The sequence below is a fragment of the Pseudomonas sp. 008 genome (genome assembly GCF_016861935.1).
Classification (GTDB): Bacteria; Pseudomonadota; Gammaproteobacteria; order Pseudomonadales; family Pseudomonadaceae; genus Aquipseudomonas.
On the sequence record NZ_BOMA01000003.1, the window covers coordinates 111,323 to 125,599 of the forward strand.

Annotated in this window: 15 protein-coding genes; 5 read left to right on the top strand and 10 right to left on the bottom strand. The window is 57.4% G+C overall.

Translation table 11 applies throughout. From position 1 onward, the window contains the following. The first annotated feature begins 180 nt into the window (after positions 1 to 180). Entirely contained in the window at positions 181 to 1,476 is a 1,296-nt protein-coding gene (gene tssI, locus JUI81_RS07770) for a type VI secretion system tip protein TssI/VgrG (RefSeq protein WP_204124041.1), read from the top strand. A 67-nt stretch (positions 1,477 to 1,543) separates the two neighbouring features. On the opposite strand, the gene JUI81_RS07775 is transcribed toward tssI, so the two are convergent. Together JUI81_RS07775 and JUI81_RS07780 are read right to left on the bottom strand one after the other, a co-directional pair. Then, on the bottom strand, positions 1,544 to 2,239 hold the full coding sequence (locus JUI81_RS07775; protein WP_290371297.1) for a class I SAM-dependent methyltransferase: 696 nt from the start codon (positions 2,237 to 2,239) through the stop codon (positions 1,544 to 1,546). Between the two features lie 181 nt (positions 2,240 to 2,420). After that, a complete protein-coding gene (locus JUI81_RS07780) occupies positions 2,421 to 2,777 on the bottom strand; it encodes a VOC family protein (RefSeq protein WP_204124043.1) in 357 nt (118 codons plus the stop codon). 153 nt (positions 2,778 to 2,930) lie between these two features. On the opposite strand from JUI81_RS07780, the gene JUI81_RS07785 reads away from it, so the two are divergent. Next, on the top strand, positions 2,931 to 3,383 hold the full coding sequence (locus JUI81_RS07785) for a thiol-disulfide oxidoreductase DCC family protein (protein ID WP_026331787.1): 453 nt from the start codon (positions 2,931 to 2,933) through the stop codon (positions 3,381 to 3,383). Positions 3,384 to 3,469: 86 nt separating this feature from the next. On the opposite strand, the gene JUI81_RS07790 is transcribed toward JUI81_RS07785, so the two are convergent. The 3 genes from JUI81_RS07790 to JUI81_RS07800 all read right to left on the bottom strand — a co-directional run bounded on the left by JUI81_RS07790 (position 3,470) and on the right by JUI81_RS07800 (position 5,757). Next, complete coding sequence (locus JUI81_RS07790; protein ID WP_018925626.1) at positions 3,470 to 3,961, bottom strand: DUF2269 domain-containing protein; 492 nt, start codon at positions 3,959 to 3,961, stop codon at positions 3,470 to 3,472. A gap of 1 nt (position 3,962) precedes the next feature. Further along, the gene (locus JUI81_RS07795) at positions 3,963 to 5,090 is read right to left on the bottom strand and encodes a saccharopine dehydrogenase family protein (protein WP_096479951.1); all 1,128 of its coding nucleotides are present in this window, start codon (positions 5,088 to 5,090) and stop codon (positions 3,963 to 3,965) included. Between the two features lie 82 nt (positions 5,091 to 5,172). Then, positions 5,173 to 5,757 (bottom strand): DUF4157 domain-containing protein, encoded by a 585-nt coding sequence (locus JUI81_RS07800; RefSeq protein WP_019580175.1) that lies wholly within the window; start codon positions 5,755 to 5,757, stop codon positions 5,173 to 5,175. 297 nt (positions 5,758 to 6,054) lie between these two features. On the opposite strand from JUI81_RS07800, the gene JUI81_RS07805 reads away from it, so the two are divergent. Beyond that, positions 6,055 to 6,924, top strand: coding sequence for a GyrI-like domain-containing protein (locus tag JUI81_RS07805; protein ID WP_028941337.1), 870 nt, complete (start codon positions 6,055 to 6,057; stop codon positions 6,922 to 6,924). Positions 6,925 to 7,078: 154 nt separating this feature from the next. On the opposite strand, the gene JUI81_RS07810 is transcribed toward JUI81_RS07805, so the two are convergent. Both JUI81_RS07810 and JUI81_RS07815 read right to left on the bottom strand, forming a co-directional pair. Continuing rightward, positions 7,079 to 7,396 (bottom strand): hypothetical protein, encoded by a 318-nt coding sequence (locus JUI81_RS07810; protein ID WP_204124044.1) that lies wholly within the window; start codon positions 7,394 to 7,396, stop codon positions 7,079 to 7,081. Positions 7,397 to 7,656: 260 nt separating this feature from the next. Next, entirely contained in the window at positions 7,657 to 8,175 is a 519-nt protein-coding gene (locus JUI81_RS07815; RefSeq protein ID WP_204124045.1) for a VOC family protein, read from the bottom strand. Between the two features lie 205 nt (positions 8,176 to 8,380). Between JUI81_RS07815 and JUI81_RS07820 the strand changes: the two genes are divergently transcribed. Beyond that, the gene (locus JUI81_RS07820) at positions 8,381 to 9,445 is read left to right on the top strand and encodes an alpha/beta fold hydrolase (protein WP_028941335.1); all 1,065 of its coding nucleotides are present in this window, start codon (positions 8,381 to 8,383) and stop codon (positions 9,443 to 9,445) included. Between the two features lie 159 nt (positions 9,446 to 9,604). Continuing rightward, on the top strand, positions 9,605 to 9,916 hold the full coding sequence (locus JUI81_RS07825) for a hypothetical protein (RefSeq protein WP_081791092.1): 312 nt from the start codon (positions 9,605 to 9,607) through the stop codon (positions 9,914 to 9,916). A 12-nt stretch (positions 9,917 to 9,928) separates the two neighbouring features. Here JUI81_RS07825 and JUI81_RS07830 read toward each other — a convergent pair whose 3' ends face one another. The 3 genes from JUI81_RS07830 to JUI81_RS07840 all read right to left on the bottom strand — a co-directional run bounded on the left by JUI81_RS07830 (position 9,929) and on the right by JUI81_RS07840 (position 14,267). Continuing rightward, positions 9,929 to 11,248 (bottom strand): outer membrane protein transport protein, encoded by a 1,320-nt coding sequence (locus JUI81_RS07830; protein ID WP_204124046.1) that lies wholly within the window; start codon positions 11,246 to 11,248, stop codon positions 9,929 to 9,931. A gap of 161 nt (positions 11,249 to 11,409) precedes the next feature. Beyond that, the gene (locus tag JUI81_RS07835; RefSeq protein ID WP_019580168.1) at positions 11,410 to 13,311 is read right to left on the bottom strand and encodes an acyl-CoA synthetase; all 1,902 of its coding nucleotides are present in this window, start codon (positions 13,309 to 13,311) and stop codon (positions 11,410 to 11,412) included. Further along, a complete protein-coding gene (locus tag JUI81_RS07840) occupies positions 13,311 to 14,267 on the bottom strand; it encodes a fumarylacetoacetate hydrolase family protein (protein ID WP_019580167.1) in 957 nt (318 codons plus the stop codon). The genes JUI81_RS07835 and JUI81_RS07840 overlap by 1 nt, the downstream gene beginning before the upstream one ends. Positions 14,268 to 14,277: the final 10 nt, after the last annotated feature.

Sequence of the window (14,277 nt, forward strand, 5' to 3'; positions counted from 1 at the left end):
CAGCAGGTTGAGGCTATTTATGTCCGGAAAGTAAGACGCAAACGCCGATATACAGGGGCGCCAAATTAGTGGGTTAGTGCCTGTTATAGGCTCTTGCCCTGAGCTGGACTTACCCGGCTTCCTGACATTGACATCTGCGACAGCGCCGATTCAACTCCTTATGCAAGAAGAGAACAGTGGATGTTCAGCCCAGCCAATCAGACGCCTTTCAGTTTGACCATCGACGGTTTTGCGCACGATTTTCAAGTACTCGCATTTACCGGAGATGAGGCGATCAGCAGGCCTTATCTCTTCAACGTGGAGCTTGTTAGCGAGCGGTCTGACCTGGATCTCGAAAGCCTCTTCGACGTAGAGGCTTTTCTGACCTTCGACACGAAAGGCAGCGGCATCCATGGACGGATCTATCACATCGCCCAAAGCGGTAATGCTCAGCGTTTGACGCGCTACAATCTGGCCCTCGTACCGCACCTGTCCTACTTGCGCCACCGCATCAACCAGAGGATCTATCAACAGTTCTCGGTGCCGAAAATCGTCGCCTTGATACTGGAAGAACACGGGATTGTGGGTGAAGCTTATCGGTTTAATCTGGGGTCGACCTACCCCGAGCGTGACTACTGTACCCAGTACGATGAAACGGATTTGCACTTTATTCAGCGCTTGTGCGAAGAAGAAGGTATCCACTTCCACTTCCAACACAGCGCTCAAGGCCACGTGCTGGTCTTTGGCGATGATCAGGCAGCTTTTCCCAGGATTGGGCAACCCACTGCTTATGGACAAGAGAGCGATAGAGTGGCCAACGAGCCACTGATCAAGCGCTTCAACCTACGCCTGGGGAGAAACGAGCAACAGCCAGGCATGGAAAACGATATCAAGCTGAAGCCTTTCACAAGCCATGAGCACGGCAAGCAGATAAGTCTGCGTGCTATGGAGCGCCGCCACGCGGCTTATCGTCAAGCTGAAGGGCAAGGTGACCAGACCCGGTTAGTCAGTGGCCATGTTCTGGAGATCTCTGGCCACCCGCGCCAGGAATGGAACGACCTATGGTTACTGACTCAGGTCATCCACGAAGGCAAGCAACCACAGGTATTGAGCGAGAACGTCGCCAGAAGCAACACTGACAACGAGGATGACTTTCATCAGGGTTACCGCAACCGCTTTATCGTTCTCCCGTGGGACGTGTCCTATCGCCCGCCTTTGGCTCACAAGAAACCTCAGGCAACAAGCAACCACACCGCTGTGGTCATCGCTCTGGAAGACGAGGAGATCCAGGGTGATAGGCGCCTCGGAAGGGTCAAGGTCAAGTTCCCCTGGGACCGCGAAGGTAGATTTGACGACAAGAGTTGTTGTTGGCTGAGGGGGACTTCCAATTGGAGTTGTGAAATGACGCCCCCCCGAACGGGCATGGAAGTCATGGTTACATTTCTCGAAAACGACCCCGACCAACCGCTGATCAGCGGTTGCCTGTGCTGCCGCTAACCGCAAGCCCTATAAGAGCAGCAACCGTCAGGTTGAAATTTGCCCCTGCAATTACTTAGTCAAGGGCTCAAGCCAGCAGGTCGGTGATCCACCGGGCCTGCCGGGCGACGTCCTGCACCTTCTCCTCGGGCACGGCCTGCCGCGCCTTGGCGAAGTTGCTCAGGGTCCGCTGCTTCTCGCGCAACAGGCGCTGCCACTTGATCAGGAATGCCGAGCTGCGTGCCTGCATCTGCAGCGGACCGAAATACAGCTCCTCGGCGGTGTACATCACCGGCCCGGTGCGCTCGGCGACGATGATTTCGTAGTCGAAGCGGTTTTCCCGTAGCACTTCCTCGCAGAGGATGCAGTAACCATTTTCCATCAGCCATTGGCGCAGTGGCTGCTCGCCGCCGTTGGGTTGAAGGATCAGGCGCTCCTGCCCGCTCAGACGTGCCTTGCCGCTGTCGAGAATGTCGCGGATCGTCTCGCCGCCCATGCCGCAGATGCTGATCACCGTGATCCCGTCTCCCGGCTCGATTGCCGTCAGGCCATCGGCCAGGCGCACGGTGATCCACTGGTCCAGGTCGTTCTCGCGCACGGTGCGTTCGGCCGAACGAAACGGCGTCAATGCCACCTCGCCGGCCACCGCCGCCACGATGGCGCCACGACGCATCAATGCCACAGGCAGGTAGCCGTGATCCGAGCCGATATCGGCCAGGCGCGCACCTGCTGGCACATGTGCCGCCACGCGTTCCAGGCGCATGGACAATGTCTGTTGGTTCAACTGCTGCCCCTTTTCACCACGAACGTCCGGCACCTTTGACCGGATCGGCCCGCGATTCTGGCGAGCAACGCTGTGCATTTCAAATTTATGTGACCAGGGTCATGGCTCGACCCGCACCTACCGCTTGAGTATCGGCCCAAAGCAAACCCTGGTAATGGACCGCTTTGGGCCGACCTGAGACCTACAGCTGAGCTGTCCAAACGGCCAGTTCATAGCCATCCGGATCAATGAAGTGGAATCTGCTTCCACCAGGGAACGAGAATATTTCGCGGGTGATAACAGCGCCCAAGGCTTTGAGCCGTTGCTGCGCCTCATCGAGATCATCCGAGTACAAAATGATCAAAGGGCCACCAGGTCGAACCGGCTCTCCCGTAGTGAAGCCACCGGTAAGGCGGCCATCACTGAATTCCGTATAGGTTGGGCCGTAGTCGACGAATGTCCAGCCGAACGCACTGCCGTAGAAAGCTTTGCTGCGAGCAATGTCGTCGACATTAAATTCAATATTGTCGATCTGCCGGTCTTTACCACGCACACTCATGGATGCCTCCTTGGCTGATTTCAAAGGGACAATGATAACGCATTGGCTATTGCGGCTGCCGGCAAGGAGCAGCCCCCCCTTCGGCCAAATGCAGACTTTAACGCTGGCACGCGGTTATGATCCGGATAATCAGATTCCCTTGGACCCACGCTTATGCCCACCTCGCAAGTCCGCCCCTCACCCGCGCCGCTGCTCAAACCAGGAGAAACGGTGGTCTTGTTCGACGGTGTCTGCAAGCTGTGCAATGGCTGGGCGAGGTTTTTGATTCGCCATGACCGCCAGCGGCGCGTGCGGTTGGCGGCGGTTCAGTCACCCGAGGGGCAGGCTCTGCTCGCGTGGGCAGGTTTGCCCGTGGATCAATTCGACACCATGGCGGTGATCCGCGACCGACACTACTGGGAGCGTTCGGATGCATTTTTCGAAGTCATCGCCCAGTTGCCCGCACTCTGGCGCCCAGTGAACTTGTTGCGCATCTTCCCTCGCATGCTTCGAGATTGGGCATACGACCGCATTGCGCTTAATCGTTATCGGCTCTTCGGGAAATACGACACGTGCCTGCTGCCGGATCCTGATCATGAACAGCGCTTTTTGAAAGCGCCCCTATGAACGCCCTCACCCGCATTAACTGGACCGCCTCGCGTTCACGTTTGGCAGAGGCCTTGAACACCAAAGTCTTGAGCCAACCGATCCTGTTACCCCAATAGCCCAACCAGTTGCACCGGCGTCATCTTCGTCACCATCATCAGCACAATCACAAACATCCCGACAAAACCGACCACCCCCATCCACCACCATTTTTTGTACACGGATCGGTATTCATCATCGAGTCCGCTGCCAGCCTCAACTGCGCACGACGCCATCAGGTACAGCCGCTTCTGCAACACCAGCACCGGCAGCCAAAGCGAACCCACGCAGAAGAAGATAATCAACGAAGTCAGTACCCACTCCGTGGTCATGGGTAGTCCGGAGAGCCTCATCAGCAGGTAGCCCGTGATGATCTGAACAAAGCCTGCCGGCGTGGTAATCCAGGTGTCGAAGCGCACGACCATTCGGGCCACATGCGCGATCACTTGAGGGTTGGCCGTGCGGCTGGCAGCGATCAGGTAGAGGTAGGAGCCCATGCCGAATCCGAACAGGAAAATCGCGGCAATGATGTGGAGGTACTTCAGGCACAGATAGAGCATGTCAGCGCGGCTCCTCAGAGAACTGCACAGACAGGCTCAAATTGTCAGGGTCGTTGATCGCTGCCATGTATTCATCGACGGTAATTTCACCCACGCAAGCCCTGGCACCGGGTTGCGGCACATAGCCCTGGGCCATTTTTGCGGCCAAGGCTACGGATGCGCAGCTTGGAATTTGCGGTCCCTTGTCATTCATGGCCGTCAGTTGCACGGTCATAGCCAGCGGTTCCCCATCAACTCCCCTGCCCTGAACGTCGATGTACATCGCGCTTTTGCCATCGCCGAAGCGTTCGAACCGGGTCCCCAGCCGATGCAGTCTGGCGGCCCAAAGGGCGTGGTCGCGAACCAGCCCGATCTTCAACGCCTGAGCCAGCAGATAGTTGGCGACACCACCCAGCTTCAAGCCCGCGCCGGCCTTGAAGCTCAGGGTTAGCGCGCCATAGCGGCTGGCGAAAATATCCATGTCCGGCACATCGACATTGGCCAGCACGCGAGTGCCCAGATGCGGCATCTTGCGCAGCGTCAGATCCTGCCAACCCGACACTTCATGCACCTTGCCATTCTTGAGTTGCCTGATCGGTTTACCTGCGTAGGCGAGTACGCCTTCGACGGTCGACAATCCCGGCATCTTCGCCGAAGAGGAAATGCCATGCTCGATCGAATCGATACGACTGAAGCGATAGCGCTGCTGATCGATGATGGCTGACGAAAGCGTCGGTACCGAACTGCAGCCACTGAGGATCGCCACTGCGGCCTGTTTCGCCTGGGCATCGAGTACGCCAATGCCGTTGACGAAAGTTCGACAGTCAGACAGGTCGCAGTAGTTCACGCCAGCCTCGATGCAACTCTCGGCGACCGCATAGGATTGCCCCTGAAACGGGCCGCCAGTATGGATGACCAACTGGATGTCCATCGAGCGCAAAACGGATTTGAACTCAGTGCCCATGGCATTGCCGCACCAACTTTCGGCGACAGTGCCCGATTGGCTTTTCAACTCATCGACTTTGCTCTGCAACTTGTGTGGATCGCGACCCGAAATCACCAGTTCCACATCTGGCATCACCGCCAAATGCCTGCAAACGATGCTACCGAAGTTTCCGTAGCCACCGACCACCATCACCCTGAACACCATTCAACTCTTCCCTAACTGACAGGCTGCTTTCAGCCAATAATGACCGCTTTGTGCCTGTAATGTCAGGCGGCTTCGCTACCCTTCATTGAGTCCCTCCCCGCACCGACCGTCGAACTTCAGCCTGTATGGCATAAGCCGGCGCCTCCACAGCATTGAAATCTTGTGTATAGCGCTGGGCAAATCCTTCTACCCCCCATTCCCGAAACTGCTGCACGTGCTTCAGTTCGTGAGCCCAGAGCGCGATGTCCTGTTCTGCGGTTTGAGTGTCCCGGAAGAGGATGATGTCGATCAGCGTCACGGCACCGACGTCGGGGTTTTGCAGCATGGAAGTGGCGGCGCTGAATTGGCCGTTGTCGCTCACTTTGTAGTGCGCAGCATCGAGGACGCTGGGGTCGTACCAGCGCAGCAGTTGCTCCCGGATGTGCGGTGGAATGGGTTGGATCTCGGCGCTGGCTGCTTCAGCGCGGGCTTGGGTCAGCCACAGCGCCAGGGCAGGTGCCGCGACCTGGTAGACGCCATCAGGCATCTGCCCCAGATCTGGCAGGCAGATGCAGCCGTTCAGGCACACTTGTTTCTCGCCAGGTGGGCAGGCGTTAGTCTGGGCTTGTACTACAAGAGTCAGGCCAAGAACAGACAGCGCCACCAGGCATGTGATGATGGGCGGCATTGGGCCCTCCAGGGACGGAAGCAACGCGAACAGCGGATCACAATTGATCGATGACCCGCATAACTTTAGCGCATCCCTGTCGGGTCTCTTTTCGATGATTGCCTGGGGGGGGTAATTGCTGCCCTCACAACGACAGCAACAGTCGATCAGAAGTGATCGGACTGGATATACGGTGTCTCATGGTGGAAGAGATCACATTGGCCAACCCAAAACGTACCTTGAGCAAACGCGGCTAGGCACGTTTACACCGCTATAGTCGATTCTATTGCCGACCGTACTTCCAGGAGCCTTTTCCCAGTGTCTGACATGCCGAGCAACTTCGCCTACACAAAACGCTTCAACGCCGTACTCGCCTACATCGATGCCAATCTTGAAGGTGACCTGTCGGTGAAGACGTTGAGTCATGTGGCGAACTTTTCGGTGTTTCACTTCCATCGACAATTCAGCGCGTTCGCAGGTGTGCCGGTCTCACGTTATGTGCAACTGATGCGGCTACGACGCGCGGCACATCGCCTGGCCGCCCTCGCTGATCACTCGGTACTGGACGCCGCACTCGGTGCCGGCTTTGAAAGCCCCGAGGCATTTTGCAGGGCGTTCAGGCGGGCGTTCGGTATGACGCCGAGTGCGTTCAGGAAGGAACCGAACTGGCAGGTCTGGAATGCGGTATTCGCAATCCCTCATTTTTCCAGGACTATCATCATGCAAGTACGAATCGTGGAGTTCCCTGAAGTCCGGGTCGCAGCGCTTGAGCACTGCGGACCACCCGGGCTCGTCAATGAGAGCGTGCGCAAGTTCATCGAGTGGCGCATGCAGAGCGGACAGTCGCCGGTGGCATCGAGTCGCACCTTTGGCATTCCCTATGGCAACCCCGACACGACACCTGCACAAGCATTCCGCTTCGCCATCTGCGGCGAGATTCACGAGGCTGTGGCGCCGAATGAGTTCGGTGTGCGCGAGATCGTCATTCCTGGTGGTCGCTGCGTCGTGGTGCGACACGTGGGGTCACCGGATCACATCGGCGAAACGATCTATCCGATTTACCGCGATTGGCTTCCTGCCAGTGGCGAGGAACTCCGTGACCACCCGCTGTTCTTCAATTACCTGAGCGTCTATCCCGAGACGCCGCAGGATCAATGGCAGACTGACGTGTATGTTCCGCTGCAATAGCGGAGCAAGCAGCTATCGACCCTGACGGACGTTGACGAGTGTTCGCCAAAAGTTGCAGTCTTTCGGAACAGACAGCGGTCGGCCAAAAGCTGCCACTCGTCTGGATACTTTTGACCCTTTCCGGTCCCTCGTGTCTGCGAGCTAAAGCCATTTCTTAGCGTCCGAGTGAGGGCGGCCCATAGAGCTCAGTTTCCCAGTCTTCAAGAGGAGGCGTTACTTTGAAAGATGGGTCGCAGTATGACCTTAAGTAGTCAGTCGCTCTCCTTTGGGCGTAGGTGAAATTGAGCACGTTGCCTTCACTGTCCATCTCTATTACGTTCGCGAATATCGCGAAGACCATCTCAATTGCACTCGGTTCAGAGCCATAAATGTCGAGGTACTTCACGTTTTCAAGCATGTAGTGGCGTCCACTTGCCATGAAGTACGCAAACGTTCGGAGTGCTCCACTGAAATCATTACTTAGCTTCTTCATGTACATTTTCTTTTAGTAAGTATTCTGAATGTACCTGCCTCATAATCAAGCATCTGCATTTTTGCCGTTTTATTGCGATCGAGACAGGCCGAAACCGGTCCGGGAGCAGCCGTAGGTAGCCGAATCGTTTTCGTCCAAGAGCAGGATAGTGGCCTCGGTATGCCAATGAAATCCTGCCCACTTATCATGCTGGCGATGTACTGGTCAGCATCGAGGCGCAGGTCAACAGCAGTATCGGCCCGCAACGCGCCCTCTCGACACTAATCATCAAGATCTGACTGGAGACACATGTCCGAATTTATCGCTACCAGGGATAAATCCTCCTCAGCAAATGCCTCCTTGATAAATGCCTCCAGCTCTTTCTCTTCAAGCAACTCAATAGAAAAATGCCCGAAGCGTTTCGGTAACCAGAGTATGCGTGTCCCACTTGGCGACTGGAGGTTATCGCGAGACAGCGGTTTGCCGTTCTCATTTTCCGGCTGGACGCCTGCGTCGATCAATTCGTCGTAGGCTGCCTCGATGTCCGGTGTGGAATAGCAGTGCCGGTAGATGGTGCCTTCGCCGTTGGCGTCCATCAGAGCCTTGAGATTTCCGGTAAACGGTTGCACCAGCATAAGGCGCTCCGTGCCGAACATGACGATCGCATAGCGCACATGCAAACCGTCGCGCTGCCAATCAAGTGTCTTTGAAATTTTGGCACTGAAGACACGGGCGTAATACCTGCACGCTTCCTCAAGGTCTTTGACGAGAACATCCACATGGCTGAACTTTAATTTCAATGGCCCCACCTTTTTCAGATATGCGACTTGATACCGAGATTTCTCCTTATGTATCACAGTGTGTCTGATTAGCCTCTCGATACATGGCTTTTCACTTGGCCTGCGATTCGACACAGACCAGATACGTCGCCGCGTTCAAATGCAAACAAGGTTTCGAGGGGCTCAGTCAGAACCCCTGGCCAACGACTTGCAACGGAGACATCACATGAAGATGGCACTGCAGAACAAAACCGGAAAAACCCGCCACCGCCTGGTCGGCTCGTCGATCCTCGCGTTTACCCTGTTCGGCGTTCTCGGTGCGGCCCACGCACAAACGACCGCCGCGGCGCAGCCAACCTCGGTCAATGCTGGTGCCACTCATGCAACACCCTCCCCATTCGGCCCGCTCAAGCATGTCAACGCCGGCCTGCTCAACGTGGCATACGCCGAAACAGGCCCGGCGGACGGGCCGGTGGTGATTCTTCTGCACGGCTGGCCGTACGACATTCACAGCTATGACGAGGTCGCCCCTTTGCTTTCCGCAAAGGGCTATCGAGTGCTGATGCCCTATGCGCGTGGCTATGGCGATACGCATTTTCTGTCCGATAAAACCGTTCGTAATGGCCAACCGGCTGCGCTGGCCAGTGACGTCATCGACTTCATGGATGCGCTGAAGATCAAACAAGCCGTGCTCGGTGGTTACGATTGGGGCGCGCGCTCGGCTGATATTGTCTCGGCGCTATGGCCAGAACGGGTCAAGGCGCTGGTCTCGGTCAGCGGGTATCTGATTGGCAATCAGGCGGCCGGCAAGAACCCGCTGCCACCCAAGGCTGAATTGCAGTGGTGGTATCAGTTTTACTTCGCCACCGATCGCGGTCGCGCCGGGTACGAGAAAAACACCCACGACTTCGCCAAGTTGATATGGCAACTGGCTTCGCCGAAATGGGCGTTCGACGACGCCACTTTCGACCGCAGCGCCAAGGCGCTGGAAAACCCCGACCATGTCGACATCACCGTGTTCAACTACCGCTGGCGCCTGGGCCTGGTCCAGGGCGAGAGCCGATACGAAGCGCTGGAGCAGAAACTGGCCACGGCGCCTTCCATCAGCGTGCCGACCATCACCCTTGAAGGCGATGCCAACGGCGCGCCGCACCCCGCCCCCGAGGATTACGCCAAGCGCTTCACCGGCAAATACGAGTTCCGGCTGATCAGCGGCGGCATCGGCCACAACCTGCCGCAGGAAGATCCGCAGGCGTTCGCCAAGGCTGTGATTGATGCGGATCACCTTTGAGGTGATCTGACATCCATGCACTTGCCCCGCTGAACACCCTCACAAAAACGGCTCGTTTATTTAACGAGCCGTTTTAACCAAGGCAGGCGCAACACCGTCTAATCTGAATAGAACACGACCACAAACACGCCTCCAGCCTCTTGATACAGGGGAAACGGGATGATCGGCAAAACAGCACGCCAATGTTCGTCATGGATCCTCCCTTCCCTGCTCGTCATCAACCTGGCCCTGACCGCGGGCTGTGCGGGCAAAACTTCCACGGCCCGCTACTCGGCCTCAAGTGCAGACTCAAGCGCAGGCTCAAGTTGCTATGCAAAAGCGCTACCCACTGCTGGCGAGGGCGGCCTGGCCTGGGGCTCCACCCTGGACATGGCTCGCCAAAAGTCCATGGATAATTGCGTACGCTATGCCGGCCAATCCGGTGGCACGCCGACGACCTGTCATGTGGTGATGGCGGAGTGCAAAAACTGATAGGAGCGGCAATTAATACCGATAGGTCGCCTGCACTGAAATTCCATTCGCACTGTTTTCGTAATGGGCACTGTATTCCGGTTGAAGACCGGAATCGTTCGAGTGTTTTACGGAAGCTTTTGAATCCCAGAGATAACCATAGGCAAAGTCGATCGTCAGATCGGGGTTCGGCGAATATGCGCCGCCCAGGGTCACGGCCTGGCGATTGCCGACCGGAACACGCACGCTGCGATCGGCATTTCCAACAGGCGCCGGGTCATAGGCATAGCCTGCGCGTATCAGCCATTGCGGGTTCAATTGATAGGAGGCGCCAACCGCGGTGGACCAGGTGTCATGCCAATTCATTTGTTCGGCCACACGCCCCAGGCCGGCAGCCTGGCCCATGGCGGAAACACCGCTGTTGATTGCCTCGACCTTCTGGATCCGGCTCCAGCGTGTCCAGGTGGTCCCCAGGTATCCGGTCCAGCGATTATTGAAATGATGGGTGATGGACGTGTCCACTTTTTCGGGCATCGTCAGATCTATCTGGGTGTCATAGTTTCCGTCCAGCGGGATAACGCTCGGGGAGCCGGAAACCTCTGTATGCCCTTTTAGGTGATAGCTCACCTTCGAGTGATAAGTCACCCCCCAATGGGTGGCCTCACTAAAGTCAACCAAGAGGCCGACGTTGTAGCCAACGGCCGTGTCATCGCCCTTGATGGTGACCAGGGTGTCCTGGCCGTTGTTCAGGGCGCCGGTTGCCATGTAATTCTGAAGCTTTGCATCGAAATGGTTCAGGGTCGGTCCGCCACCAATGGACACGTAATCATTGATCCGATAGGCCAGTGTGGGCTGCAGGGTTATCTCCTTGGTCGTGCTGTAGGAACCATGGTAACGCCCCTGAAAAGTGCTCTCGTAGTCATTGATCAGACCACTCGGCGCATACAGGCCCAGCCCCATCGAAAAACGATCATCAAGCGGTGTCGACAGATAGGCGAAGGGTACAACCCCCAAAGGGACCGAATCCCCCTTGTTCGTTCCCGTGGCACTGCTCTGCGCATCACTGATGTCATCGCTTACCGAGACAATTGCGGCCCCGCCGGAAATCTCGCTGCGCCGCAACTTGGTCAGGCCTGCGGGGTTTCCGTAAATGGTGCTGGCGTCCAGCGCCGATGACGACCGTCCCGCATAAGCAGTTCCCGCACTGCTTGCACTTTGTTCGTTGAGGCCAATGCCATTGGCGCCGGCAATGGTCGAGGCGCTGAGCAGTGCCATGGCACTGGCGAACTTAATCCAGACAGCACACTTTCGCTGAACAGAAAGACACGGGATCACACGGCTATTCAGTTTCATTTTCCACCTCTGTTTATTGTTTTTGTTGATTGCACGCAGGCAAGGCTTCGCCTTCCTGTGAACTTTTCAGCACCGGTTGGAGTTGATCGAAGTTGTGTAAAAAACCCTGGCGGAACAGCGCCAGGGCATGGCTGCTGGACTGACAGATGCGAATCAGAGACTCAAGTAAGCCACTCGATCTGGAAGCTGTAGTGTCCCAAGAGCGGCGCCAGGATTTCCTGGTCGGCTCCGGCCCGGATGCAGGCGACAGGCCCACGACGAGTGTCCTGCACGACCTCGACAGCAATATCCGAAAGCCCCAGGCGCCCCGCTTCCTGCTGGACGACTCTGGCAATCTCCCGCTGCTGCAAAGCGGGTTTGAATATCTTGCCCACGGCCGTCAGCGGCAATGCTTCCAGGACTTCAATGCGCTTGGGAACGGCCGCCCGCTCACTGATGTGGAGATGGGCGAACGCCTCCAGCTCTTCGGCCTTGCAAACTTGCCCGGGACGCAACTGAACGTAGGCCACCGGCACCTCGCCCGAATAAACGTCGGGGCTGCCGATTGCCGCGGCCAGGGCGACGGCGGGATGCGCCTGCAGAACCTCTTCGATTTGCTTCGGATCGATGTTGTGGCCACCGCGGATGATCAACTCCTTCTTGCGCCCGGTCAGCCAGAAGTAACCCTGCGCATCCTGGCGACCCAGATCACCCGTATTCAGCCAGCGCTGACCGTCGATATCGATCCAGAGGCCCTGGTTATGACGCTCCTCCAGATAGCCATCGAAGAGGTTCGGACCACTGATCGTGATGAGCCCGATTTCATCCACGTTGGCGTCGCGCAGGTATTCACCCGCGTCATTGAGCACGACCGCGCGCATATTCTGGTAGGCGATCCGTATCCCGATGGAGCCGATGCGGCGCTCGCCATGGGGCGGATTGATTGAGGAAACGCAGGCGCCCTCGGTAAGACCGTAACCCTCAAGGATCTTTAACCCGGTCCGGCGCTCGAACTCTCGCAGAAGCTCAGCCGGCATGGGCGCCGCGCCACACATTGCGTAGCGAAGACTGGACAGGTCGCGACCCTGCCATTCATTTTGCAGAAGTGCGGCATAGACCGTTGGCACGCCGGAAAAGAAGTTGATACCGAAGTGCTCGACCATCTCCCAGAATCGCGGGATCACCCCCTCGCCACGATACCCTTGAGGCGTCCCGAGGATCACATGGTCGCCTTGAGTCCAAGGCATCAGGCCAGTCACCATTTGTCCATTGACATGAAACAGCGGCAGGCCACAAAAGATAACCTGGCCACTTGTGCGTGGCTGCATGTGAGCGGCCATGGCCCATGCATTGAATACTTCCGAGCCATGGGTTCGCGCGGCGATCTTGGGGAGCCCGGTGGTGCCGCCCGTACAGATGTAGGAAGAGCACTCATCCTGGCGGATTTGTCGACCGCTGATCAGGTGTGTGTGCGGCTGAGTATTCATCAGCGATAGCCAATCGTGGATCGCGATACCGTTGTGTAAGTCTCGCTCCTTCAGTGCCATGGCTTGCAGGATCCCGCACACCGGTTCGGCGACATAGGGCTCCATGCTGACCCAAACGACAGACCTGAGCGCAGGTAACTGATCCAGCTGCGAAGCCAGTTTGGGCCACAGATCGCTACCCGGGGTCGGTGCGAGCGTCACCACCACGGAGGCCTTCGCGGCATTCAGCAAGCCAGCCATCTGCTTGGCTTCGAGCAGAGGATTGATCGCCATGACGATGCCAGCCGCCTCCCCGCCCCATATGGTGAAATGGGTTTCCGGCAGGTTGGGCAGGATGAAGGCAAGCACCTCGCCCGGTTTGATGCCCAGGTCATGGAAGGCATTCGCCGCGCGGGTGATATCCGCGAAGAGCTGGGAGTAGTTCCACTCGCAGGTGCGCTTGAAATCGGCGGCATTGGCGAAGAAGCTCAGCGCCGGCGCCCGGGGGGTGCACTTGGCGGCCTGCCGCAGCGCTTCATAAGTGCTGGATGCCAGGCCACGCTCCGACAAGGGGACTCGTTCGAGACTTTCGATGTCACTCAGGGTCTGCACCGTCATCAGGCTTCCTCCACGACACGGTTACGTTGCACGCCGAGGTCGATCACACCATCAGCGCTGCGAATGCGCGCCTCGACCACATCACCCGGCTTGAGATACTGCGTCCGGCTTTCCTGCGCCTTAAGGAACAGCTTCCACTTGGTAGCTTCTGGCATCAGGGCCGCAATGCGCTGTTTGGCCGGCGAAGGAACGGTCAGCGCACAGCCGGCGGGTGTACCGGTGGCGATCAGGTCTCCAACGGCGAGGTCTTGCACGGCAGAGAGTTCGGTAAGGGTTTCGGCGGGGCCGTAAACCAGGTTGGCCGTGCTGTCGTTCTGGCGCACCTGGTCGTTGACCGTCAGGCGCAACTGCAATGCCTTGAGGTAAGGCATGCTCTTGGCATCCAGAAGGCAGAGGTACGGGCCGACCGGGCCAAATGTGCGGAAGCTCTTGCCCTTGTAGAACTGCATCTGAGGGATCTGAATGTCACGAGCCGAGTAGTCATTGACGATGACGACGCCTGCGATGAACTCATGCAGATTGGCGTCGGTAACAGCCACCGCGCCGGTGATTGCGCGTTTCATCACCAGCCCCAGTTCGATCTCGTAATCAAGGAAGCGCACGGTGCGCGGCTTGATCAGGTCGCTGTCCGCCGCCACCAGGCAACTGGTCGCCTTGGTGAAGATCATGTTGAATTTCTTCGCATCCGGGTCCATGCCCGACTCGATCATGTGCTGACGGTAATTGGCGCCCTGGCAGACGAACTGCTGGTTACGGGTGATCGGCGACAGCAGTTTCACTTCGCCCTCCGCAAGCTCCGTACCTTTTATTTGAGCGAGGTCGTCGAGGCTGTTCTGGCGAATGAAGTCACCGGTGGTTTCAAAAACACCGGGGACAACCGTGATACGGCCCTGGCGTAGCACGCCCCAGTGGATACCGTTCTGAAATTCAAAGCGGACTACGTGTACAGCAGACATTGAAGGTACT

Bases quoted from the DNA above. Each gene is read 5' to 3' on its own strand.
- tssI (WP_204124041.1), top strand. From the start codon at position 181: ATGTTCAGCCCAGCCAATCAGACGCCTTTCAGTTTGACCATCGACGGT.
- JUI81_RS07800 (WP_019580175.1), bottom strand. From the start codon at position 5,757: ATGCCGCCCATCATCACATGCCTGGTGGCGCTGTCTGTTCTTGGCCTG.
- JUI81_RS07785 (WP_026331787.1), top strand. From the start codon at position 2,931: ATGCCCACCTCGCAAGTCCGCCCCTCACCCGCGCCGCTGCTCAAACCA.
- JUI81_RS07790 (WP_018925626.1), bottom strand. From the start codon at position 3,961: ATGCTCTATCTGTGCCTGAAGTACCTCCACATCATTGCCGCGATTTTC.
- JUI81_RS07820 (WP_028941335.1), top strand. From the start codon at position 8,381: ATGAAGATGGCACTGCAGAACAAAACCGGAAAAACCCGCCACCGCCTG.
- JUI81_RS07835 (WP_019580168.1), bottom strand. From the start codon at position 13,311: ATGACGGTGCAGACCCTGAGTGACATCGAAAGTCTCGAACGAGTCCCC.
- JUI81_RS07825 (WP_081791092.1), top strand. From the start codon at position 9,605: ATGATCGGCAAAACAGCACGCCAATGTTCGTCATGGATCCTCCCTTCC.
- JUI81_RS07810 (WP_204124044.1), bottom strand. From the start codon at position 7,396: ATGAAGAAGCTAAGTAATGATTTCAGTGGAGCACTCCGAACGTTTGCG.
- JUI81_RS07780 (WP_204124043.1), bottom strand. From the start codon at position 2,777: ATGAGTGTGCGTGGTAAAGACCGGCAGATCGACAATATTGAATTTAAT.
- JUI81_RS07840 (WP_019580167.1), bottom strand. From the start codon at position 14,267: ATGTCTGCTGTACACGTAGTCCGCTTTGAATTTCAGAACGGTATCCAC.
- JUI81_RS07830 (WP_204124046.1), bottom strand. From the start codon at position 11,248: ATGAAACTGAATAGCCGTGTGATCCCGTGTCTTTCTGTTCAGCGAAAG.
- JUI81_RS07795 (WP_096479951.1), bottom strand. From the start codon at position 5,090: ATGGTGTTCAGGGTGATGGTGGTCGGTGGCTACGGAAACTTCGGTAGC.